Origin of the sequence: Paractinoplanes globisporus DSM 43857 (assembly GCF_000379645.1) — a bacterium.
Taxonomy (GTDB): Bacteria; Actinomycetota; Actinomycetes; order Mycobacteriales; family Micromonosporaceae; genus Actinoplanes; species Actinoplanes globisporus.
Genome location: NZ_KB903304.1, coordinates 187,324 through 207,889, shown reverse-complemented (window position 1 = coordinate 207,889; position 20,566 = coordinate 187,324). Strand labels below are relative to the sequence as shown.

Annotated in this window: 25 protein-coding genes; 16 read left to right on the top strand and 9 right to left on the bottom strand. The window is 70.9% G+C overall.

The features are described from left to right. Positions 1 to 187 precede the first annotated feature (187 nt). Together A3CQ_RS0119270 and A3CQ_RS0119265 are read left to right on the top strand one after the other, a co-directional pair. The gene (locus A3CQ_RS0119270; RefSeq protein WP_020512586.1) at positions 188 to 754 is read left to right on the top strand and encodes an HhH-GPD-type base excision DNA repair protein; all 567 of its coding nucleotides are present in this window, start codon (positions 188 to 190) and stop codon (positions 752 to 754) included. 87 nt (positions 755 to 841) lie between these two features. Further along, positions 842 to 1,255 carry a DUF3099 domain-containing protein gene (locus A3CQ_RS0119265; protein WP_211216648.1) on the top strand — a complete coding sequence of 138 codons (414 nt, stop codon included), beginning with the start codon at positions 842 to 844 and terminating at the stop codon, positions 1,253 to 1,255. On the opposite strand, the gene A3CQ_RS0119260 is transcribed toward A3CQ_RS0119265, so the two are convergent. Both A3CQ_RS0119260 and A3CQ_RS0119255 read right to left on the bottom strand, forming a co-directional pair. Then, positions 1,252 to 2,130, bottom strand: a complete 879-nt coding sequence (locus A3CQ_RS0119260; RefSeq protein ID WP_020512584.1) for a carbohydrate kinase family protein — start codon at positions 2,128 to 2,130, stop codon at positions 1,252 to 1,254. The genes A3CQ_RS0119265 and A3CQ_RS0119260 overlap by 4 nt on opposite strands. After that, the gene (locus A3CQ_RS0119255) at positions 2,127 to 3,074 is read right to left on the bottom strand and encodes a pseudouridine-5'-phosphate glycosidase (RefSeq protein WP_020512583.1); all 948 of its coding nucleotides are present in this window, start codon (positions 3,072 to 3,074) and stop codon (positions 2,127 to 2,129) included. Before A3CQ_RS0119255 ends, A3CQ_RS0119260 begins: the two co-directional genes overlap by 4 nt. Positions 3,075 to 3,198: 124 nt before the next feature. Here A3CQ_RS0119255 and A3CQ_RS0119250 point away from each other — a divergent pair, with 124 nt between their 5' ends. The 5 genes from A3CQ_RS0119250 to A3CQ_RS0119230 are packed head-to-tail and all read left to right on the top strand — an operon-like array spanning position 3,199 to position 6,565. After that, entirely contained in the window at positions 3,199 to 3,417 is a 219-nt protein-coding gene (locus A3CQ_RS0119250) for a DUF3039 domain-containing protein (RefSeq protein ID WP_020512582.1), read from the top strand. Then, entirely contained in the window at positions 3,384 to 4,025 is a 642-nt protein-coding gene (locus A3CQ_RS0119245; protein WP_020512581.1) for a trimeric intracellular cation channel family protein, read from the top strand. Before A3CQ_RS0119250 ends, A3CQ_RS0119245 begins: the two co-directional genes overlap by 34 nt. A gap of 45 nt (positions 4,026 to 4,070) precedes the next feature. Beyond that, entirely contained in the window at positions 4,071 to 5,801 is a 1,731-nt protein-coding gene (locus tag A3CQ_RS0119240; protein ID WP_020512580.1) for a DEAD/DEAH box helicase, read from the top strand. Positions 5,802 to 5,843: 42 nt separating this feature from the next. After that, positions 5,844 to 6,329, top strand: a complete 486-nt coding sequence (locus tag A3CQ_RS0119235) for a hypothetical protein (protein ID WP_040432583.1) — start codon at positions 5,844 to 5,846, stop codon at positions 6,327 to 6,329. Next, positions 6,329 to 6,565 carry a helix-turn-helix transcriptional regulator gene (locus A3CQ_RS0119230; protein ID WP_020512578.1) on the top strand — a complete coding sequence of 79 codons (237 nt, stop codon included), beginning with the start codon at positions 6,329 to 6,331 and terminating at the stop codon, positions 6,563 to 6,565. Before A3CQ_RS0119235 ends, A3CQ_RS0119230 begins: the two co-directional genes overlap by 1 nt. A gap of 49 nt (positions 6,566 to 6,614) precedes the next feature. On the opposite strand, the gene A3CQ_RS0119225 is transcribed toward A3CQ_RS0119230, so the two are convergent. Together A3CQ_RS0119225 and A3CQ_RS0119220 are read right to left on the bottom strand one after the other, a co-directional pair. After that, positions 6,615 to 6,854, bottom strand: a complete 240-nt coding sequence (locus A3CQ_RS0119225) for a DUF7455 domain-containing protein (protein ID WP_026205883.1) — start codon at positions 6,852 to 6,854, stop codon at positions 6,615 to 6,617. A gap of 241 nt (positions 6,855 to 7,095) precedes the next feature. Further along, on the bottom strand, positions 7,096 to 8,688 hold the full coding sequence (locus A3CQ_RS0119220) for an RNA polymerase sigma factor (RefSeq protein ID WP_020512576.1): 1,593 nt from the start codon (positions 8,686 to 8,688) through the stop codon (positions 7,096 to 7,098). A gap of 254 nt (positions 8,689 to 8,942) precedes the next feature. Between A3CQ_RS0119220 and A3CQ_RS0119215 the strand changes: the two genes are divergently transcribed. Then, positions 8,943 to 9,752, top strand: coding sequence for an inositol monophosphatase family protein (locus tag A3CQ_RS0119215; RefSeq protein WP_020512575.1), 810 nt, complete (start codon positions 8,943 to 8,945; stop codon positions 9,750 to 9,752). 3 nt (positions 9,753 to 9,755) lie between these two features. Here the strand turns inward: A3CQ_RS0119215 and A3CQ_RS0119210 are convergent, their stop codons facing one another. Next, a complete protein-coding gene (locus tag A3CQ_RS0119210; RefSeq protein ID WP_020512574.1) occupies positions 9,756 to 10,301 on the bottom strand; it encodes a LytR C-terminal domain-containing protein in 546 nt (181 codons plus the stop codon). A gap of 345 nt (positions 10,302 to 10,646) precedes the next feature. Between A3CQ_RS0119210 and A3CQ_RS0119205 the strand changes: the two genes are divergently transcribed. Together A3CQ_RS0119205 and A3CQ_RS0119200 are read left to right on the top strand one after the other, a co-directional pair. Beyond that, positions 10,647 to 10,943: a DUF4193 domain-containing protein gene (locus A3CQ_RS0119205; protein ID WP_020512573.1), complete on the top strand. Its 297-nt coding sequence runs from the start codon at positions 10,647 to 10,649 to the stop codon at positions 10,941 to 10,943. A 149-nt stretch (positions 10,944 to 11,092) separates the two neighbouring features. Beyond that, positions 11,093 to 11,968, top strand: a complete 876-nt coding sequence (locus A3CQ_RS0119200; RefSeq protein WP_020512572.1) for a hypothetical protein — start codon at positions 11,093 to 11,095, stop codon at positions 11,966 to 11,968. Here the strand turns inward: A3CQ_RS0119200 and A3CQ_RS0119195 are convergent. Next, positions 11,925 to 12,419 (bottom strand): DUF3093 domain-containing protein, encoded by a 495-nt coding sequence (locus A3CQ_RS0119195; RefSeq protein WP_020512571.1) that lies wholly within the window; start codon positions 12,417 to 12,419, stop codon positions 11,925 to 11,927. The genes A3CQ_RS0119200 and A3CQ_RS0119195 overlap by 44 nt on opposite strands. Positions 12,420 to 12,486: 67 nt before the next feature. Here A3CQ_RS0119195 and dut point away from each other — a divergent pair, with 67 nt between their 5' ends. The 4 genes from dut to A3CQ_RS0119175 are packed head-to-tail and all read left to right on the top strand — an operon-like array spanning position 12,487 to position 14,813. Beyond that, complete coding sequence (gene dut, locus A3CQ_RS0119190) at positions 12,487 to 12,984, top strand: dUTP diphosphatase (protein WP_040432582.1); 498 nt, start codon at positions 12,487 to 12,489, stop codon at positions 12,982 to 12,984. Next, complete coding sequence (locus A3CQ_RS0119185) at positions 12,971 to 13,648, top strand: DUF3710 domain-containing protein (RefSeq protein ID WP_020512569.1); 678 nt, start codon at positions 12,971 to 12,973, stop codon at positions 13,646 to 13,648. The genes dut and A3CQ_RS0119185 overlap by 14 nt, the downstream gene beginning before the upstream one ends. Positions 13,649 to 13,680: 32 nt before the next feature. Next, positions 13,681 to 14,058, top strand: coding sequence for an OB-fold nucleic acid binding domain-containing protein (locus A3CQ_RS0119180; RefSeq protein WP_020512568.1), 378 nt, complete (start codon positions 13,681 to 13,683; stop codon positions 14,056 to 14,058). Further along, on the top strand, positions 14,055 to 14,813 hold the full coding sequence (locus tag A3CQ_RS0119175; RefSeq protein WP_020512567.1) for a DUF3159 domain-containing protein: 759 nt from the start codon (positions 14,055 to 14,057) through the stop codon (positions 14,811 to 14,813). Before A3CQ_RS0119180 ends, A3CQ_RS0119175 begins: the two co-directional genes overlap by 4 nt. On the opposite strand, the gene A3CQ_RS0119170 is transcribed toward A3CQ_RS0119175, so the two are convergent. Both A3CQ_RS0119170 and A3CQ_RS0119165 read right to left on the bottom strand, forming a co-directional pair. Then, positions 14,810 to 15,496: a potassium channel family protein gene (locus A3CQ_RS0119170; protein WP_211216646.1), complete on the bottom strand. Its 687-nt coding sequence runs from the start codon at positions 15,494 to 15,496 to the stop codon at positions 14,810 to 14,812. The genes A3CQ_RS0119175 and A3CQ_RS0119170 overlap by 4 nt on opposite strands. Then, positions 15,493 to 16,158 carry a potassium channel family protein gene (locus A3CQ_RS0119165; RefSeq protein WP_020512565.1) on the bottom strand — a complete coding sequence of 222 codons (666 nt, stop codon included), beginning with the start codon at positions 16,156 to 16,158 and terminating at the stop codon, positions 15,493 to 15,495. Before A3CQ_RS0119165 ends, A3CQ_RS0119170 begins: the two co-directional genes overlap by 4 nt. 113 nt (positions 16,159 to 16,271) lie before the next feature. Here A3CQ_RS0119165 and A3CQ_RS0119160 point away from each other — a divergent pair, with 113 nt between their 5' ends. Then, the gene (locus A3CQ_RS0119160; protein WP_020512564.1) at positions 16,272 to 18,314 is read left to right on the top strand and encodes an APC family permease; all 2,043 of its coding nucleotides are present in this window, start codon (positions 16,272 to 16,274) and stop codon (positions 18,312 to 18,314) included. Then, positions 18,311 to 19,714, top strand: a complete 1,404-nt coding sequence (locus tag A3CQ_RS0119155) for a class I SAM-dependent RNA methyltransferase (RefSeq protein WP_020512563.1) — start codon at positions 18,311 to 18,313, stop codon at positions 19,712 to 19,714. The genes A3CQ_RS0119160 and A3CQ_RS0119155 overlap by 4 nt, the downstream gene beginning before the upstream one ends. 172 nt (positions 19,715 to 19,886) lie before the next feature. On the opposite strand, the gene A3CQ_RS0119150 is transcribed toward A3CQ_RS0119155, so the two are convergent. Further along, entirely contained in the window at positions 19,887 to 20,561 is a 675-nt protein-coding gene (locus A3CQ_RS0119150) for a hypothetical protein (RefSeq protein WP_020512562.1), read from the bottom strand. Positions 20,562 to 20,566 lie beyond the last annotated feature (5 nt).

Here is a 20,566-nt window from a genome sequence, read left to right as displayed (position 1 = left end):
CCGCGGGCTGGGGTGACGGGCGGGCTGAGGCGACCGCGGGCTGGGGTGACGGGCGGGCTGGGGCGACCGCGGGCTGGGGCGACGGCGCACTGGGACGCGCGGATGGGTCGGGCGGTGCGAAGGCGGCTGGAAGAAAGGAGGCGGGGCTTGTGGACTTGGGCGTGGCGGTTAGCGGCAAGATAGGGGCATGACGCTCAGCCTGCCGATCGATGCCGAGGCCAACAAGCTGCTGTCCAGTGACCCGCTGGCGCTTCTCATCGGGATGGTGCTGGACCAGCAGATTCCGCTGGAGAAGGCGTTTACGTCGCCGTACGTGCTGGCGCAGCGGCTGGGGCATGCGCCTACGGCGGTGGAGATCGCGGAGTTTGACCCGGAGCGACTGGTGGCGATCTTTGCGGAGCCGCCGGCGTTGCATCGGTTCCCCAAGGCGATGGCGGCTCGGGTGCAGGAGGTGTGCCGGGGGCTCGTGGAGGAGTACGACGGAGAGGCGGCGAACCTCTGGGCCGGGGTTGCCGACGGCCGGGAGCTGCTCAAGCGGGTGGCGTCGCTGCCGGGGTTCGGTAAGCAGAAGTCGCAGATCTTCGTGGCGCTGCTCGGGAAGCAGTACGGCGTCGAGCCTGAGGGCTGGCGGGAGGCCGCGGGCGCGTACGGCGAGGTGGGCTCGTTCAAGTCGGTGGCCGACATCGTCGACGGTGAGTCGCTGGGCAAGGTGCGTGCCTACAAGAAAGAGATCAAGGCCGCCGCCAAGGCCTGACCGCTCGGCGGGGCCACACGCGTCCGGGCCCTAACTGGGCATTGGCTGTGTTCCGGTGCAAGGATGGGGAGTCGATCGGAGTACCCCATCGTGAAGAAGCAGCCGGAGCGGCCAGTCCTGATCACCGACGCCGCCCGCAGCCAGGACGAGCAGTTCCACAGCCGTCAGGTCCGCTACGTGACGATGATGGGCCTGCGAGCGGCCTGCCTCATCGTGGGAGCCATCCTGATCAGCGCACACCCGCCACTGCTCGCCCTCTGGCTTGTCCTCTGCGTGATCGGCATGGTCACCCTGCCCTGGGCCGCCGTGCTCATCGCGAACGACCGTCCCGCCCGGTCCAAGGCCGAGCGCGCCGCGTCCCGTGCGGCCCGGGAGAAACCGCAGCCCTCCCTGGCCCAGCACACCGCCGAGGAGGTCGAGTACCTGACGATCGACGCCGAGCCGGTCGAGGGCGCGCGCTGGGTCGCCCCCGAGCCCGAGCCCGAGCGCAAGCAGCGCTAACCCCGGGGCCGGGCGCCGATCTGGGCGACGGCCTTGGCGCCGAGTGCCGCGCCGGCCTCGAGCGCGGCCTGCGGCCCCGCATCGGAAAACCAGGCGTCGAGCAGGCCCGCCGCGAAGGCGTCACCCGCGCCGGTGGGATCCTTCACGCGTACGCGCGGAGCAGCCCCGTGCCAGATCCGGCCGTCCCGGGCCGCCCAGCACGCTCCGGCCGCTCCCTGCTTCACCACGACGTTCGCCGCGTGCTTTGTCAGGCGGGCCGCCTGCTCGGCCGCTGTGCCCGCGCCGGCCAGCACCTCGGCCTCGTCCGCGTTGCACAAGAGCAGGTCGGTCCCCCGTACGAAAGCAAGGAAAGCCTGAGCACCCACGGCCCGTAACGGCGCCGCCGAGGCCGCGTCGACGCTTGTCGTGAGGCCCAGCTCCGAGGCGGCCGCCAAGGCCGCGAGGCCGGCCCGCCGGGAACCCTCGTGCAGCAGCGGATACCCGGACAGGTGCAGATGACCCGCGCCGGCCTCCTTGATCGCGGCAACAACGTCGTCCGGGTCGAGCAGCAGCGACGCGCCCCGGTCGGTGACCATCGTGCGCTCGTGGGGCCCGGCCAGCACCACCACGCTGCCGGTCGGGGCACCGGCGTGCGCTCGTACCGCGCAGCGCACGCCCGCCGACGTCAGCTCGGCCACTCGCTCCCGGCCCGCCGCATCGTCCCCGACCGCGGCCACCAGAGTCACCCGCCGGCCGGTCCGGGCCAGCCAGGCGGCCGTGTTCGCCGCCTGGCCCCCGCCGCCCACGGAGATCGCGGCGGCGGTGTCCGAACCGATCTCGATCGGGCCCGAGTGCGCCACGAGCACGTCGGTGACCAGATCGCCGACGACGATCACGCGGGTGCGGAGAAGCCCAGCGTGACTGGCGCCGAGGTGCTCGCCACCGCGATCTCGGCGGCGAGCGCCGCGTTGCGCAGGATGATCCGCACGTTGACGGCCAGGCTGCGCCCCTCGGTGCTCTCGTGGAAGTGGGAGAGCAGGAACGGGGTGACCGCCTTGCCGGTGATGTGGTCGCGGGCCAGCAGCTCGAGGCCCTCGGCCAGGGTGCGGTCGTGCAACGCCGGGTCGAGCTGCTCGTCGGCCGGCAGCGGGTTGGCCAGGATCAGCGCGCCGGCCCCGACGGCCTGGTCGGCGCGCGCCCGGATGACGTCGGCGACCTGGCCGGGCGAGTCGAGCCGCCAGTCGATGTCGAAGCCGCCGTCGGTGACGAAGAAGCCCGGGAAGCGGTGCGTGCGGTAACCCGCCACCGCGACGCCGAGGGTCTCGAGCCGCTCCAGCGTCGCGCCCACGTCGAGGATCGACTTGACCCCGGCGCAGACCACGACGATCGGGGTGCGGGCCAGCGTGACCAGGTCGGCCGACTCGTCGAACGTGACGCTCGCCTCCCGGTGCACGCCACCCAGGCCGCCCGTGGCGAACACGCCGATCTCGGCGGCTGCGGCGACCGCGCTGGTGGCGGCGACCGTGGTGGCGCCGTCGGCCCGGCGGGCGGCGGCCACGGCCAGGTCGCGCACGCTCAGCTTGGCCACCCCCTCGGCCAGCGCCAGGTGCTGCACCTGGTCGTCGTCGAGGCCCACGATCAGCTCGCCGCCGATCATGCCGATGGTCGCCGGCACGGCGCCGTTGTCGCGCACGGTCTGCTCGATCTCGCGCGCCACCCGCAGGTTGTCCGGGTGGGGAAGGCCGTGCGAGATGATCGTGCTCTCCAGCGCGACCACCGGCCGGCCGTCCCGGCGGGCACGGGTCACCTGCTCGCCGTATCGAATCGCGAAGTCAGTCACGACGCAACCGTACGGTGCCGTTGGACCGTCCCGCTGTGAGGTGTCAGACTTGCTGGTTGGAGCTTCGTACCCTCCGCCGCGCTGGGGGCGCCGGCGGTACTTTTTACCGAAGGGCAGATTTCTCGTGACAACGCAGATTCTGGAGCGGCCGGAGACCAAGGACGCCGACACCGGCCCGGAGATGTTCCATTACGTCCGCAAGGAGAAGATCGCCGAGAGCGCGGTCATGGGCACCTTCGTCGTGGCGCTCTGCGGTGAGAAGTTCCCGGTGACCAAGACCCCGAAGCCGGGCTCCCCGGTCTGCCCGCAGTGCAAGGAGATCTACGAGGCGATGAACCACTGAGTGGCTACGGCCTCCTCGTCGGTGATCTGATCGGTGTCGCGGTCTTCGCCGCCTCGGGCGCGTCGGCCGCGATCGCCAAGCGTCTCGACCTGTTCGGTGTCGCGTTCGTCGGGTTCGTGGCCGCGCTGGGCGGGGGCATCCTGCGCGACCTGGTGATCGGGTCGGTCCCGCCGCTGGCATTCGCCGATTGGCGGTACGCCGTGACCGCCGTGACCACCTCGGTGGCCGTCTTCTGGCTGCACCCCCAGTTGTCGAGGCTGCGCCGCACCGTCCTGTTGCTGGACGCGGCCGGCCTCGGCCTGTTCACGGTCACCGGCACCCTCAAGGCGCTGAACGCCGGAGTGCCGCCGGTCGGCGCCTGCCTTGTCGGAATGTTGACCGCGATCGGCGGCGGCCTCGCGCGGGACCTGCTCACCGGCGAGATCCCGGTGGTGCTGCAGCGCGACATCTATGCCGTGGCCTCGCTCTGCGGCGCGATCCTCGTCACGATTCTGCACGCCGCGGGGCTCGCCGGTCCGATCCCGACAGTGGCCGCGGCCGTGCTCATCACCGGTGTACGGCTGCTCGCGCTGCGCCGGCGGTGGTCCGCGCCGGTCGCCGTGCCGTGAGCCGTCTCTGGCTATGCTGGCTTTTCGTGTCCGGGACTTGAAGGGATGTTCGTGAGCCCGCCATTGCCGGATCTGGAGATCTTTCCGCCCCTGCGCGCATGGCAACGCAAAGCCCTGGTGGAGTACCTCCGCCGCCGCTCCGACGACTTCATGGCCGTGGCCACGCCCGGCGCCGGCAAGACCACGTTCGCGCTTCGGATCGCGGCCGAGCTGCTCGCCGACGGGACCGTCGAGGCGGTCACCGTGGTCTGTCCCACCGAGCACCTCAAGTCGCAGTGGGCGGCCGCCGCCGGACGGGTCGGCATTCAGCTCGACCACGCCTTCCGTAACGCGGACGTGCACTCGTCCCGCGACTTCCACGGCGCCGTGCTCACGTACGCCCAGGTCGGTATGGCCCCGGCCGTGCACCGGCGGCGCACCATGACCCGCCGTACGTTCGTGATCCTGGACGAGATCCACCACGCCGGTGACTCGCGGAGCTGGGGCGATGGGGTCAAGGCCGCCTTCGAGCCCGCCGCCCGGCGCCTGATGCTCACCGGCACCCCGTTCCGCTCCGACGAGAACCCGATCCCGTTCGTCACCTATGAGCGCGGCGAGGACGGCCTCCAGCGTTCGCGGTCCGACTCCACCTACGGGTACTCCGACGCGCTCCGGGACGGCGTCGTGCGGCCGGTCCTGTTCATGGCGTACTCCGGCGAGACCCGCTGGCGTACGAGCGCCGGGGACGAGCTGGCCGCCCGGCTCGGCGAGCCGATGACCAAGGATCTGGTGGCCCAGGCCTGGCGCACGGCGCTCGACCACCGCGGCGACTGGATGCCGCAGGTGATGCGGGCCGCCGACGCCCGGCTGTCCCGGCTGCGCGAGCACGGCATGACCGACGCCGGCGGCCTGGTGATCGCGAGCGACCAGCAGACCGCCCGGGCGTACGCGAAGCTCCTGCACGAGATCACCGGCCAGCCGGCCGTAGTGGTCCTCTCCGACGACGAGGGCGCTTCCGGGCGCATCGCCTCGTTCGCCGCCTCCGAGCAGCGCTGGCTGGTGGCGGTCCGGATGGTCTCCGAGGGTGTCGACATCCCGCGCCTGGCCGTCGGCGTGTACGCGACCAGCGCCTCCACCCCCCTCTACTTCGCCCAGGCGATCGGCCGCTTCGTGCGCTCCCGGGTGCCCGGCGAGACGGCCACGGTGTTCCTGCCCAGCGTTCCGCACCTGCTCGGCCTGGCCAGCGAGATGGAGGCGCAGCGCGACCACATCCTGGGCGCGCCGAAGGAGAAGGACGGGCTCGACGACGATCTGATCGAGCGGGCCCAGCGTGAGGAGGACGCCTCCGGCGAGCTGGAGAAGCAGTTCGAGGCGCTCTCCTCGATCGCCGAGCTCGACCAGGTCATCTACGACGGAACATCATTCGGTACGGGCGCGCGCACCGGCACGGCCGAGGAGGAGGAGTACCTCGGCATTCCCGGCCTGCTCACGCCCGACCAGGTGTCGATCGTGCTGAACAAGCGGCAGGCCGAGCAGGTGGCCGCGCAGAAGCGGCAGAGGACGGCCGAGCCGGTGCCGGCCCAGCGCGACCCGGTGAGTGCGCCGATGACCGCGGGGGAGCGCCGCAACAGCCTCCGCCGGCAGCTGAACACGCTGGTGGCGGCCCATCACCACCGCACCAACCTGCCGCACGGGAAGATCCACGCCGAGCTCCGCCGGCTCTGTGGCGGCCCGCCGAGCGCCCAGGCCACGATCGAGCAGCTCGAGGAACGGATCGCGACGATCCAGACGATGTGAAGTCCTCTTGACGTCAAGAGAACTTAACATCATGATGGGCACATGACAGTGCTCGACCGCGTCGTGCGGTGGAATTTGGATCTCGACGGCGACCTCTACGGCGACGAGCGGGAGCGGTACCGGTGGTACGAGGGCATCGCCTTCGCGTCCTCGCTCCAGTGGGTGCTCATCCCGTGGGCCGCCGCGATCATGGTGTGGCCGCTCGGGAAGCCCTCGATCCTGCCGTTGTCGATCGTGCTGGCCGCGCTCTACCTGCCCATGTGCCTCTGCACGGCCTACGTGCGCGGCCGCCGGGTGGACACCACGCCCCGCTCCTGGCATGCCAAGCGGATCGCGCTGACCGTCCTCGGCAGCCTGCCGCTGGCGGTCTTCGGGCTCGGCGCGCTCTACGTGCACGACCCCGACAGCGCCACGTGGTTCGGCCGGTTGTTCGGCGCGGTGCTGGGCGCCTCGATCGGGATCGGCGCCACGATCCTGGAGACTCGTCGTCGCCGGAGGCGTGATGCCCTCGCCGGGGACGAGGACTGATGACGCCTACCGCCGGCCCGGTGCGGGCCCCGGAGGCGGACGGCGCCGCGGGCGCCCGGATCAGGGCGGCGCGCAAGGAAGCCGGACTCACTCAGCAGGGGCTCTCGGCGACGGTGCAGGTGAGCCGTCAGACCATCATCGCGATGGAGACCGGCGACTATGCCCCGTCCGTGTACCTGGCCATCAAGGTCGCACGGGCCCTGGGAGTGACCGTGGAGAGCCTCTGGGGGGTGTGAAAAGGGACGCCCCACACCTGGGCGTCCCTACCTCACGTCTTTGGGGGGATCAATTGGAGTTAGACATCATGTCCGCGCCACGCCAGGTGAACTCCGGGTCCGCCGCGTACTGAACCGCGATCTTCACCAGGTCCTCGGCGTACCGGTTGGCGTGGTGTCCGCAGAACACCAGCTCACCGCCACCAGCCAGGGTCAAACGGAGCTTTCCTGCTGCATTGCAGCGGTCGCACCGTTCATCGGCTGCGGTGCCGGCCACACTACCCGCCGGCGGCGTGAGAGTCGGGGTCATCGCCTTCCTCCTCTGTTCGAACCGATGAACATGTTCCTCGGCTACTGCTCACATCGTGCAACACCCTGCACCGTTGCAGCCTTCCCACTGTGCCCCGGGGGGACCGAGGTCACACGTGTTCCGGCTAGTGTGCCGTGATCCCAGGGTGCCACGTCAACGATCACTTCTGCACAACGGTCTGATCACCACCCGGCGATGTACGAGTGGTGACCAAACAGACACGCTGTGTTGACTGAACGAACTAATCCAGGTAATCCCGGAGCACCTGAGACCGGGACGGGTGACGAAGCTTCGACATCGTCTTGGACTCGATCTGCCGGATCCGCTCCCGGGTCACCCCGTAGACCTGACCGATCTCGTCCAGCGTACGCGGCTGGCCGTCGGTCAGGCCGAAGCGTAGCCGGACAACGCCGGCCTCGCGCTCGGAGAGCGTCTGCAGCACCTGCTGCAGCTGGTCCTGCAGGAGCGAGAACGAGACCGCGTCGACCGCGACGACCGCCTCGGAGTCCTCGATGAAGTCGCCGAGCTGGCTGTCGCCCTCGTCGCCGATGGTCTGGTCCAGCGAGATGGGCTCCCGGGCGTACTGCTGGATCTCCAGCACCTTTTCCGGGGTGATGTCCATCTCCTTGGCCAGCTCCTCGGGGGTGGGCTCGCGGCCCAGGTCCTGCAGGAGCTCGCGTTGTATGCGGCCGAGCTTGTTGATGACCTCGACCATGTGCACCGGGATACGGATGGTGCGGGCCTGGTCGGCCATCGCGCGGGTGATCGCCTGCCGGATCCACCAGGTGGCGTACGTCGAGAACTTGTAGCCCTTGGTGTAGTCGAACTTCTCGACCGCGCGGATCAGGCCGAGGTTGCCCTCCTGGATCAGGTCGAGGAACGCCATACCGCGGCCGGTGTAGCGCTTGGCCAGCGACACCACCAGGCGCAGGTTGGCCTCGAGCAGGTGGTTCTTGGCCCGCTCGCCGTCGCGGCCGATCCAGCGCAGGTCGCGCTCCATCGTCCGCTCGAGCTTCTCCTCGCCCTCCTCGCAGGCGCGCAGGCGCTCGGCCGCGTACAGCCCGGCCTCGATGCGCTTGGCCAGCTCGACCTCCTGCTCGGCGTTGAGCAGCGGGACCTTGCCGATCTGCTTGAGGTACGCCCGGACGGAGTCGGCGGACGCGGTCAGTTCGGCGTCACGGCGGGCCTGCTTGAGGGCCTCGGACTCCTCGTCGTCCCACTCGAAGTCGCCGTCGGTCGCCGAGCTGGCGGCGTCGGTCGCGGCGGCCTCGACCATGGCGGCGGGCTCCTCGACGACCACGTCCTCGATGATCTCGGCCGCCAGTTCCTCGGGGTCGATCTCCTCGGCGTCCTCGGGGCCCTCCTCGCCGGGCGCGGCGGCCTTGGCCGGAGTCGCCTTCTTGGCGGGCGCGGCGGCGGTCTTGGCGGCGGTCGCCTTCTTGGCGGGCGCCTTCTTGGCCGGCGCGGCGGGCTTGGCCGGCGCTGCCTCGGCTGCGGCCTCCGCCGGAGCGGGCGCCGCGGCGGCGGCCTGCTTCGGAGCCGCTGCCTTCTTGGCCGGAGCGGCCTTGGCGGTGGTGGCCTTCGAGGCGGGTGTGGCGGCACGGGCGGCCGCGACCTTGCGGCGGGTGCTGGCCGAGCCGTCGACGACCACGGTGACGCCGGCGTCCACGAGCCCGCGCAGGATCTTCTTGGCCTGAGCCGGGTTCACCTCGGCCGACTCGAGTGTGCGAGCGACCTCGGCCGACGTGAGCTGCCCGCCCGCGCCCTGCGCATGGGCGATCAGGGCCTCAGTGAGAGAACGAACGTCGGCACCGTTCTGGTGGGCTTCTGTCACGAAAGACCTTCCGGAGGCGATGTGGTTGAGCGGCCGTCAGCCCAGCGCAGCGCACGGCGAGGAGGCTGGCCGGTGTTGGTGTGGGGACCCCCGGAACGCGCACGATCGGAGCATCTGATGTCCGCGAAGCGGTGGGTAGGCGTGAATTGTAGCGCCGTCGAGTCAGATCCTCCCGCCGCAGCACGCCGCAGGGGGTCGCCGACCTCGCCGGAGACACGTGGCGCGAGAATGGTATCGGCGGAAAGGGCGAATACGTGAGCGAGATTCCGGCGGCCGACGAGCTGCTCTCGATAGCGGTACCCGTGGCCCGCGAGGCGGCGGCGAGGGCGCGGCGGATGCGGGCCGAGGGCATCACCGATGTCGAGACCAAGAGCACCCGTACTGATGTGGTCACCGCGGCCGACCGTGCGGTGGAACGCCAGGTGGTGGACGCTTTGCGCGCCGCCCGGCCGGGCGATGGCGTGCTCGGCGAGGAGTACGGGGAATCCTCCTCCGAGGCCGGCGCCGTGCGCTGGATCCTCGACCCGATCGACGGCACCGTGAATTATCTGTATGGGCTTCCGTCGTACGCGGTCTCGCTCGCGGCCGAGGTCGGCGGCGTGGTGGTCGCCGGCGTGGTGATCAACGCGGCCACCGGCGACGAGTGGACCGCGACCCGCGGCGGCGGCGCCTGGCGCGACGGCCGCCGGCTGCGCTGCTCGGCCCAGACCGACCTCGCGCAGGTTCTGCTCGGAACCGGTTTCGGGTACGACGCGAAGCGCCGGGCGCACCAGGGCGCGGTGCTGGCCCAGCTGATCACCCGGGTGCGCGACATCCGCCGCTTCGGCGTGGCGTCGCTCGATCTGTGCGCGGTCGGCGAGGGCCTGCTCGACGCGTACTACGAAAAGGGTCTCAATCCGTGGGACCACGCGGCCGGCGGCCTGGTCGCCACCGAGGCCGGCGCGATCGTCGGCGGTCTTCTCGGCGCGCCGCCCGGGCTGGACATGGTGGTGGCGGCTCCGCCGGCGATCTTCGGAATCCTGCACGACGCCCTGGTCGAGCTGGACGCGGCCGGCGGCGCGTAACCTCTAGGAGTTGTCGTCCTTCTTCGCCGGCTTGACGCAGGCGCCCGGCGGGAGGGTCGGCTCGCCGACCTCGACCAGCGACTGGTTGACCTCGGTGGTCGTGGCCAGCTGCCGGAACTTGTTGCCAATGACGAGCTCGATCACGGCGCCCTTGCGCTTGGCGTTGTACTCCATGTTGCCCTGGTCCAGGAAGTACGCCCGGAGCAACTGGGCCCGGCCGACCGCGTCCGGCCCGAACCGGATCTCGGCGACGCCCTTGAACTTCGTCTTGCTCTCGCCCGGCTTCTGCACGGTGAACCGGCGGTTCTTGAACTCGTTGGTCACGCTGTCGGCCAGCCCGGGGGTGCTGGTGCCGTTCAGCACCCTGACCGTGACCTCGGCCGGGTCGTCCGGCAGCGTCACATCGGCCAGCGGAGCCCCGGCCGGGCAGTTCGAACCGGTAACCGCGTCGCCCTGCGTGTCGCGGACGAGCGCGGTGATGACGAAGACCACCGCGGCCACGGCAAGCACGCCGACGACGACGAGCGCTCGGACGCGGGCAAAGCTCATGGGGCTGGCTCCAGATCGGGGTGATGCGCCCGGCGGGACGCGGGACCTGTCGAGAGGTTAGCGTCTGTGCGCCAGGCATGCGGAAACAGGGAATCCTTCCGGCGCGCCGACGATGATCCAGACCGTTGTGCCCCTACTTTGATGTCGCCTCGGTCACATCGGGAACAATGGGCCGCCTGTATGCGTACAACGATGCCGCGACGCAGGTAAGGTTCCGCGCTCGCCGGGGCAGTTTCTACAGGTCAGTACGAGTGTCAGAAATCGTCCGCCGGAAGCGGGAACCGAAACCTCGTCACAGGCGTTACTAACGCCAAGTGACTCATCGATACAGGAGAGTGAAAACCGATGGCCACCGACTACGACGCCCCGCGTCGCGATGAGGTCGACCTCGGCGAGGACAGCCTCGAGGAGCTCAAGGCCCGTCGCGCCGACTCTCAGTCGGGCTCAGTGGACGTCGACGAGGTCGAGGTGGCGGAAAGCTTCGAGCTGCCCGGCGCCGACCTGGCCGACGAGGAACTGACCGTCAAGGTGCTGCCCATGCAGCAGGACGAGTTCCGCTGCGCCCGTTGCTTCCTCGTACACCACCGCAGCCAGCTGGCCGCGGAGCGGAACGGGGAGCTGATCTGCCGCGAGTGCGCCTGACCGGCGGCTCGCGCGCAGCGCGCCACCACCCGGCCGCCGCCAAGCGGTCGGGCGTGCGGGCGTTACTGGTTTGACCCCGCTGGTTTCAATCGAGGACACCACGGGGCATTCGGCTCTGAGCCGATGTGAAGCAACACGGGGAGGACACCATGAGCCACCCTTCACCTGACGTCGAGCCGGGCGCCGCCACGCCCGACACCGACGCCGACCTGGGCGCTGTCGTTCCGGCTTCGGCCGAGGCGGGCGCCGATCCGGGCGCCGTCGTGCCGATCTCGGCCGAGACGGACGCCGATCTGGGCAAGACGGTCGCGGCGCTGACCGCCGACGACCTCGAGCCGGCGAGCCGGCGCGAGCTGCTCGGCCGTCTCGTCGGCGACATCCGCCGGCGGGGTCTGGGCCAGCTGTTCCGTCCCAAGGCCGCGCTGCGCTGGATGGCCGACGTGGTCACCGACATGGCGCCGCACGTGCCGATCCGGGACCGGGCGATGCTGCACCGCCACTTTCCCGGCCTGGACGACGAAGACCTGGCCGAGCGTCTGATCCGCAACGCCGCGCGGTCCGCCGCAGGCATCGGCGCGATCGGCGGCGGCGTGGCCGCCGTCGAGTGGATCGCCACCCCGACCCTGCTGTCCGCTCCGGTGCTGCTGGCCGCCGAGACCGTGGCCGTGGTCGCGATCGAGCTGAAGCTGATCGGCGAGCTGCACGAGGTCTACGGAAGACCGGTACCGGGCGGGACCGGACAGCGCGCCCTGCACCTGCTGCAGGCCTGGTCGCAGCAGCGCGGGATCAACCCGCTGCTGCCGGGCGTGGGCGTCGCCACCGTGCTGGGCACGGCGGCCCGGCGCGACCTGCAGCGCAGCCTGCTGCGCCGGTTCGGGCGCAGTCTGAGCACGATGGGTCCGCTGCTGACCGGCGCGGCCGTCGCGGGTTACCTCAACCGCCGCGCGACCCGCTCGCTGGGCGAGCACGTCCAGAAGGACCTCAGGCGTTCCCGGCCCGCTCTGCCGCCGCCAGCAAAGCCGTAGCCAGCTCGACCGGGTGCCGCGTGCTGATCACCCAGAAGGGTGTCGGGTCCTCCGGGTCGTCGAGCAGCACCTGCACCGCCGGGCCGATCCACGGCCGCTGGATGATGAACGACATCGGGTGGGCGCCCACCCCCAGGGACTCGCGCTTGCCGGCCGCGTCGAGGGCGATCACGTCGGCGATCACGGTCAGCGGCAGCCGGGCGTCGTCGACCTGGAGCTCGTCGGCCGTCACGGTCACCCGGATGCGGCCGAACCAGACCAGCAGGGCCGCGGTGACCGGCAGCAGCACCACGAACAGGGGCCAGGCCGGCAGGCGGGTGAAGCCGAGCAGGACCTCGAAGCTGACGATCAGATCGACCGCCAGGGCGGCCAGCCACGCCCACACGGAAAGCCCCAGCCGCTCGGTGTAGAGGACGGGTCCGGTGGTGCGCGCGGGGGACTCCGGTGTCACCCTGGAAGGGTACGGCGCGCCTCCGAAAGCGGGCACGGCAGGATGGCAGGGTGGGTGCCCGGCCTTGATGAAAGAAGCTGCCTTGACCGACGTAGTCATCCCGATCCGCAGGCTCGACCCCGACCTGCCGCTACCGGCCTACTCGCACCCGGGCGACGCCGGGGCCGACCTGGTCGCCGCCGAGGAGGCGTCGCTGCCGCCGGGCGGGCGGGCGGCCGTCCGCACGGGCATCGCCGTGGCCATCCCGCAGGGCTATGTCGGGCTCGTGCACCCGCGGTCCGGCCTGGCGGCCCGGCTGGGTGTGACCGTGCTCAACGCGCCCGGTACGGTCGACGCCGGCTACCGCGGCGAAATTCTGGTCATCCTGGTCAATCACGACCGGGAGAAGACGGTCAAGATCTCTCGTGGCGACCGCATCGCCCAGCTGGTGGTCCAGCGGGTCGAGCGAGCCGTGTTCCAGGTGGTCGACACCCTCGACGACACCGCGCGCGGTGCCGGCGGTACGGGATCGACCGGCGGACACCAGTCTTTGATCACGGAAGGTGGCAGTGATGTTCTCCCGTAAGCGCGGCGGCCCGAAGCACGTGCGTCCGACCGACGCGCCGCCGTCCGCGGCGCTCGCGCAGAGCCTCGCGGCGGACGACGACGACGGCCCGGCACCCGACCACGGCCCGTGGGACGCCAAGTACGCCCCCGACGGCGTGGAGCGGCTCGACCTGGGCAGCCTGCAGATTCCCGCCATCGAGGGGGTCGAGGTCCGGGTGCAGGCCAACCCGGAGGGCGTCGTCGAGCAGATAGTGCTGGTCGACGGCGACAGCGCGCTGCAGCTCGGCGTGTTCGCGGCCCCGCGTACCGAGGGCATCTGGGACGAGGTTCGTGCCGAGATCTCGCAGGCGATGTCCTCCGACGGTGTCTCGCCGCGTGAGGTGCGCGGGCCGTACGGCGTGGAGCTCACCGCGCGGGTCAACACCCCGGACGGCCCCGCCGACGTGCGGTTCGTCGGGGTGGACGGGCCGCGCTGGATGGTGCGGGCGCTCTACCAGGGCGTGGCCGCGGCCGATCCGACCCGCGAGGGGGCGCTCGGCGAGGTGCTCTCCGGGCTCGTGGTGATCCGCGACGCCGAGGCCCGGCCGGTCCGCGAGGCGCTGCCGTTGCGGCTGCCGAAGGAGATGACCGAGCAGGCGGCGGCACAGTCGCAGGAGCAAGGAGCCAACGGCCACCACCCGTGATTCGGCACCGCCGACGGCGTACCGTATGAACCATGTCCACCGATGAGCGCACCGGTCTGCGCAAGTTCTTCGACCGGCTGACCGCAAGCGACTCGGAACTGGACGCCGAGGCTCTCCAGCGGGAGAGCGCGAAATGCGGCGCCATGCCGGCCGGCCAGTGCAGTCGCGGCCAGGTCGTCTCCGTGTCCGGCCGGTTGCGCACGGTGGCGTACACTCCTCGGACCAACCTGCCGACGCTGGAGGCCGACCTCTACGACGGCAGCGATGTGGTCACGCTGGTCTTCCTGGGCCGCCGGTCGATCGCCGGCATCGAACCGGGCAGGCAGCTCACCGCGCGTGGCCGGATTGCCATCCGGGACGACCGCAAGGTCATCTACAACCCGTACTACGAGCTGGAGGCGCCCCGGTGACACCCGGCAGCGAGCCGCGTCACGCCGCGCAGGAATCCGTGGAGGAACGGCTCGCCGAGGAGGTCGTCGAGGAACTCGACCTCCACGAGGTCGAGGACCCTGACGAGCTTCCCTCGATGAGCGAGCAGATCGCCGAGCAGCTCGGCGGCGTACGGGGTCTCATCGAGTCGAGCCTGCCCGTTCTCACCTTCGTACTGTTGAACGTGCTCCTGGGCGACGCCGTGCTCGGGCTCGACAAGCGGACCGCGCTGTACTGGGCGATCGCCGGCTCGGTGATCTCCGCGGTCGGCATCGGCGTCTTCCGGCTGATCCGCAAGCAGCCCGTCCGGCACGCGGTAAACGGCCTGTTCGGCATCGCGATCGGCGCGTTCCTGGCCTGGCGTACCGGCGAGGCCAAAGACTTCTACCTGCCCGGCATCCTGCTGACCTTCGGGCAGGCCGCGGTGCTGCTGCTCTCGGTGATCGTGCGCAAACCCCTCATCGGGTACGCATGGGGCATCATGGCGAACAAGGGCCATCAGGACTGGTTCGGCAACACCAAGCTTTTCCGTACGTTCCAGTGGCTCACCCTGGTCTGGGTGGTGTCGCTGTCGCTCCGCGCCGGGATCCAGTACTACCTGTGGGCCCTCGGCGAGGCGAACGCGCTGGGCATCGTCCGGATCCTGATCAGCTGGCCGATCTACGCCGCCACGTTCGCCTTCACCGCCTGGGCCATCCACCGCGTGACCACGACCCAGAAGGTCGCGCCCGCCTAGCTCCCGATCTCCCGTCCTTCACTGCCCAGCACCACCGCGCGGATCTGGTCCTCGACCTCGCTGGTGCAGACGAAGATCAGCTCGTCGCCGGCCTCCAGCGAGTCGTCCGGGGTGGGCACCAGGACCCGCTTGCTGCGCAGGATCGCCACCAGGGCCGCGTCCCGCGGCAACGGCACGCTGCGCACCGGCTTTCCCTCGTACGGCGCGTTCCGTGGCAGTGTGATTTCGACGAGGTTCGCCTCGCCCTGCCGGAACGTCATGAGCCGCACCAGGTCGCCGACCGTGACGGCCTCCTCGACCAGGGCGGCCATCAGGCGCGGCTTGCTGACCGAGACGTCGACGCCCCACTGCTCGTTGAAAAGCCACTCGTTCTCGGCCCGGTTGACCCGGGCGACCACCCGTGGCACCGCGAACTCGGTCTTGGCCAGCAGGGAGACGACGAGGTTGACCTTGTCGTCGCCGGTGGCGGCCACCACCACGTCGCAGCCGGCCACGTCCGCCTCCTCGAGGCTGGACAGCTCGCAGGCGTCGGCGAGCACCCACTCGGCCTCCGGCACCCGCTCCGGCCGGAGCTGACGGGGCTGCCGCTCGATCAGCATGACCTGGTGGCCGTTGCCGATCAGCTCCTGCGCGATCGACCGGCCGACGTTGCCGGCCCCGGCAATGGCGATCCGCATGGTCAGTGCCCTTCCCTCTGCGAGCCGGCGGCGATGTCCAGCACGTCGCCCACGGTGTCGTCGGTGACGAGCATGAAGATCTGGTCGCCGTCCTGGATGACGGTCGACGGGGTGCCGAGCGTGCCCATCCCGAAGCGCATCAGGTAGGCCACCCGGGAACCGGTGGCGTCCTCCAGCGATTTGAGCGTGCGGCCCACCCAGTCGCGGTGCATCGGCGCCTCGACGATCGAGACCACGCTGGTCGGGTCCCGGAAGACCTCGACGGTGCCCTCCGGCACGAGGTGGCGGACCATCCGGTCGGCGGCCCAGCGGATCGTGGCCACGGTCGGGATGCCGAGCCGCTCGTAGACCTGGGCTCGGCGGGAGTCGTAGATGCGGGCGACCACCCGGGACACGCCGAACGTCTCGCGGGCCAGCCGGGCGGAGATGATGTTCGAGTTGTCGCCGCTGGAGACGGCCGCGAAGGCGTCGGCGCGCTCGATGCCGGCCGCCCGCATGACGTCGCGGTCGAAGCCGACACCGGTCACCGTGATGCCGCCGAACTCCGAGCCCAGGCGGCGGAACGCGTCCGAGTTCTGATCGATCACCGCGACCGAATGGCCCCGGCCGTCGAGGTTCTGGGCCAGCGTGGAACCGAGCCGGCCGCACCCCATGATCACCACGTGCACGGGTCGAGCCCTCCAGGATCAATGCTCACATCAGTGAGCGTGCCATGCGCGTCTGGCGGACGGCGGCCGGGGCGGGATACGCGGCCGGTCGACCGCCCGTACCCTTGGCACTCGTGGCAAGTTCGACCTCCCTCGCCAAGCGGCTGCTGCTGGGCAGACCGTTCCGCTCCGACCGGTTGCAGCACACGCTGCTGCCCAAGCGGATCGCCCTGCCCGTCTTCGCCAGCGACGCGCTGTCGAGCGTGGCGTACGCGCCCGATGAAATCCTCCTGACCCTCTCGATCGCGGGCGCCGGGGCCTTCGCGATCTCGCCCTGGATCACTCTCGCCGTCGCGGTCGTGATGATCACCGTGGTGGCCAGCTACCGGCAGAACGTGCACGCCTACCCCTCGGGCGGCGGCGACTACGAGGTGGCGACGGTCAACCTCGGCCCGCGGGCTGGACTCGGGGTGGCCAGTGCGCTGCTGGTCGACTACATCCTCACGGTGGCGGTGTCGACTTCCTCCGGCGTGGCGGCCCTCGGCGCGACGTGGGGGCTGGCGAAGGACAACCCGGTGCCGTTCTGCGTCGCCGGCATCGTGATCCTGACGGCGCTCAACCTGCGTGGGTTGCGCGAGGCGGGCACGGCGTTCGCCATTCCGACGTACGCGTTCATCGTGGTGATCGTCGGGGTGATCCTGACCGGCCTGTTCCGTGAGTTCATCATGGGCCAGGATCTGCGCGCTCCCTCGGCCGACCTGGTGATTTCCGCCGAACACGGGAACCTGACCAGCTTCGCCTTCGCCTACCTGCTGTTGCGAACGTTCTCCTCGGGCTGTGCGGCGCTCACCGGTGTCGAGGCGATCTCCAACGGCGTGCCCGCGTTCAAGCCGCCGAAGAGCAAGAACGCGGCCAGCACGCTGCTGCTGCTCGGTGTGCTCGCGATCGTCATGCTGGTCGGCATCGTGGTGCTGTCCCGCATCACGCACCTGCAGTTCGTCGAGGACCAGACCACGCAGATCCTCGCCGGGCCGAAGGGGTACGACCAGAAGCCGGTGGTCGCGCAGCTCGCCGAGACGGTCTTCGGGAACGGGTCGCCGCTGCTGTACGTGGTCAGCGCGGTGACGGCCCTGATCCTGTTCCTGGCGGCGAACACGGCGTTCAACGGGTTCCCGGTGCTCGGCTCGATCCTCGCGCAGGACCGTTACCTGCCGCGTCAGCTGCACACCCGGGGCGACCGGCTGGCCTTCTCCAACGGCATCATCTTCCTGGCCGCGGCGGCGATCGTGCTGGTCATCGCGTTCCAGGCGGAGACGACCCGGCTGATCCAGCTCTACATCGTGGGCGTGTTCGTGTCGTTCACGCTGTCCCAGGGCGGCATGATCCGCCACTGGAACCGCCTCCTGCGCACCCAGCGGGACCCCGCCCGCCGGAGCCGGATGAAGCGGTCCCGGGCGATCAACGCCTTCGGCATGGGCCTCACGGGCGCCGTCCTGATCGTCGTGCTGGTGACGAAGTTCCTGCTCGGGGCGTGGATCGCGATCGCGGCGATGCTGGTCATCTACGTGACCATGCTGGGCATCCACAAGCACTACACCCGGGTGGCGCAGGAGCTGCAGCCGACGGACGAGCGCCCGGTGCTGCCGAGCCGCAACCACGCGGTCGTGCTGGTCAGCAAGGTGCACATGCCCACGCTGCGCGCGGTCGCCTACGCCCAGGCGACGAGGCCGGACACGCTGACGGCGGTCACGGTCAACGTGGATGACAAGGACACCCGCGCGATCCAGGACGAGTGGGAGCGACGCCAGATCCCCGTGCCGCTCACGGTTGTCGACTCGCCCTACCGCGAGATCAGCCGCCCGATCATCGACTTCGTCAAGGGCATCCGCCGCGGCTCGCCCCGCGACGTGGTCACCGTCTTCGTGCCCGAGTACGTCGTGGGCCGCTGGTGGGAGAACCTGCTGCACAACCAGAGCGCCCTGCGCATCAAGGGCCGCCTGCTGTTCGAGCCCGGCGTGATGGTGACGAGCGTCCCGTGGCAGTTGCGCTCCAGCCAGGACCGCGACCTGGAACGCTTCGACCGCGGCCTGAGTCGGGCCCCGCAGCGCGGCCCTCGCACCCGCTCCGCCGACGCCGAGCCCCCGCCCTCCGACGACTCCGAGGGAGCCCACGCGTGACGGATCCGAGCCTCGACCTGGTCGAGGGCGACCGGGTGGAGCTGGTCGTCGGCGCCCCGGCCCACGGCGGCCACTGCGTGGCCCGGCTCGACGGCCGCGTCCTCTTCGTCCGCCACGCCCTGCCCGGCGAGCGGGTGACGGCCGAGATCACCGAACGCCACAAGGCCTTCCTCCGAGCCGACGCCGTCGAGATCCACGACCCGTCCCCCGACCGCGTGGCACCCCCCTGCCCCCACGCGCATCCCGGCGGCTGCGGCGGCTGTGATCTCCAGCACGTCGCCGGCGACGCGCAACTCCGCTGGAAGACCGAAGTGGTCCAGGAACAGCTCCGCCGCCTGGCCAATCTCTCCTTCCCCGTACGCGTCGAAGCCCTCCCCGCCACACCACGCCCCGGAAGCACGACCGTCGAGGCCGAGCAGGCGCTCCTCGGCTGGCGCAGCCGTGTTCGCTACGCCGTGGACGCCGCCGGCCGCCCCGGCCTGCTGCAGCACCGCTCGCACCAGGTCGTCCCGGTCGATCGCTGCCGAATCGCCCACCCCGCCATCCAGGAGCTCGACCTGCTCCAGCGGGCCTGGCCTGACGCCGACGCCATCGAGGTGACCGCGTCAACCGGCGGCGACCTCGCGGTGTTCACCCGCCCAACCGGCAGCGGGCCGCCGCCCACCAACGACCCTCTCGACGGTGGCTCACCCGCTGCCGCCTCGCCCGCTGCCGCCTCGCCCGGCGCTACCTCGCCCGGCGGTGACGGCCCAGCCGGCACTGCCTCGCCCGGCGACGGACGCCCGCCCGGCGCCGCCTCGCCTGGCGCCCGCCGCGAACGGCTGGCCGGCCCCTTGGAGGTCGTCGAGGTAGCGGTCGGCCGCCGTTGGCGCGTGCCGCCCGAGGGCTTCTGGCAGATCCACCCGGCCGCCGCCGACACGCTCGCCGAGGCCGTCGTCGACCTGCTCCGCCCGGCCGAGGGCGAAACGGCCTGGGACCTCTACGGCGGCGCCGGCCTCTTCGCCGCCGCGGTCACCACTCTGACCCGCGCTCGCACCACTCTGGTCGAGTCTTCCCCGGTCGGCTGCGCCGCGGCCCGCGCGAACCTCACGGACCTGCCCACGATCGAGATCGTGGAGGCTCGCGTCGAAACGGCCCTGCACCGCCGCCGCGTCACCGGCCCGGTAGACCTCGTGGTCCTCGATCCGCCTCGCTCCGGCGCCGGCGCGAAGGTCGTCCGCGGCCTCGCCCAGGCCCGCCCGCGTGCCATCGCCTATGTGGCCTGTGACCCGGCGGCCCTGGCCCGCGACGTCGGCACGTTCCGCTGGCTCGGCTGGCGGTTGACCGCCCTGCGCGCGTTCGACTGTTTCCCGATGACCCAGCATGTCGAATGTGTCGCCCTACTGGAGCCTCCTTCCTAGAGATTCGCTTCGTGTGCCTCTCGGTTCTCGAGCCTTCCAGGCTTGGCCTCCCGGCGCCTCCGACCCAGGTACACATTCGGAGATCGCGGATTTCGTACCTGGGTTGGACGCGCCCGGTGGCGCGACCTGAAATCGTTGTGGGCAGCCGAGCAGCAGGGCTCGTCAGGGCTCGTCAGGGCTCGGGATAGCGAGGAAGGCGCAGGCGCCACGCGAAGAGGGCATAGGTGCCGCCGGCACAGATCAGCCAGGTCAGGGCCGCGTGCAGGAGGGCACGCCATAGATATCCGGCGTCCGCGCCGTCGATGACGTAGGTGCCCAGTTCACGGAGCGACCAGAAGGGCATCAGGTGGGCCACCAGCGTGGGTGGGTCCGCGAGCATCTGCACCGCACAGATGCTCAGCAGAGCGAGCGCGCCTTCCAGCTCGCGCGGGAGGAGGGCGGCGATGAGGCTGCCCAGCGGGGCCGCGACTACCGCGGTGAGGGCCATCATCAGGGCGGCCGCCCAGGGCCGTTCCGGGCGCTGATCGGCCACGACGAGCGCCCAGTACGCGGCCGCCAGCGCGATGCCGCCGGCGGTGAGGGCGAGGAGCCGTCCGCCGATGACGGCCAGGGTTGACGCGCCGGTCAGCCGCAGGCGGGGGTCGACGCCACGGGCGGCGTTGACCACGAAGAGGGTGAGCGCGGAGACCGCCCACGCCATGCCAAGGGCGAGCATGCGCACCGATTGCCCCTCGGCGCTCCGGCGCAGCAGATAAAACCACAGTGGAAGAGTCACCATGAGCGCCAGCGCAACCCGCCGCCGCCCGACCTCGCGCGCCGAGAGTGCCGCCACCACCAGCGCGGTCATGCCCG

Bases quoted from the DNA above. Each gene is read 5' to 3' on its own strand.
- A3CQ_RS0119270 (WP_020512586.1), top strand. From the start codon at position 188: ATGACGCTCAGCCTGCCGATCGATGCCGAGGCCAACAAGCTGCTGTCC.
- A3CQ_RS0119210 (WP_020512574.1), bottom strand. From the start codon at position 10,301: ATGAGCTTTGCCCGCGTCCGAGCGCTCGTCGTCGTCGGCGTGCTTGCC.
- A3CQ_RS0119150 (WP_020512562.1), bottom strand. From the start codon at position 20,561: ATGACCGCGCTGGTGGTGGCGGCACTCTCGGCGCGCGAGGTCGGGCGG.
- A3CQ_RS0119230 (WP_020512578.1), top strand. From the start codon at position 6,329: ATGACGCCTACCGCCGGCCCGGTGCGGGCCCCGGAGGCGGACGGCGCC.
- A3CQ_RS0119240 (WP_020512580.1), top strand. From the start codon at position 4,071: ATGTTCGTGAGCCCGCCATTGCCGGATCTGGAGATCTTTCCGCCCCTG.
- A3CQ_RS0119205 (WP_020512573.1), top strand. From the start codon at position 10,647: ATGGCCACCGACTACGACGCCCCGCGTCGCGATGAGGTCGACCTCGGC.
- A3CQ_RS0119200 (WP_020512572.1), top strand. From the start codon at position 11,093: ATGAGCCACCCTTCACCTGACGTCGAGCCGGGCGCCGCCACGCCCGAC.
- A3CQ_RS0119225 (WP_026205883.1), bottom strand. From the start codon at position 6,854: ATGACCCCGACTCTCACGCCGCCGGCGGGTAGTGTGGCCGGCACCGCA.
- A3CQ_RS0119185 (WP_020512569.1), top strand. From the start codon at position 12,971: ATGTTCTCCCGTAAGCGCGGCGGCCCGAAGCACGTGCGTCCGACCGAC.
- A3CQ_RS0119235 (WP_040432583.1), top strand. From the start codon at position 5,844: ATGACAGTGCTCGACCGCGTCGTGCGGTGGAATTTGGATCTCGACGGC.
- dut (WP_040432582.1), top strand. From the start codon at position 12,487: ATGAAAGAAGCTGCCTTGACCGACGTAGTCATCCCGATCCGCAGGCTC.
- A3CQ_RS0119180 (WP_020512568.1), top strand. From the start codon at position 13,681: ATGTCCACCGATGAGCGCACCGGTCTGCGCAAGTTCTTCGACCGGCTG.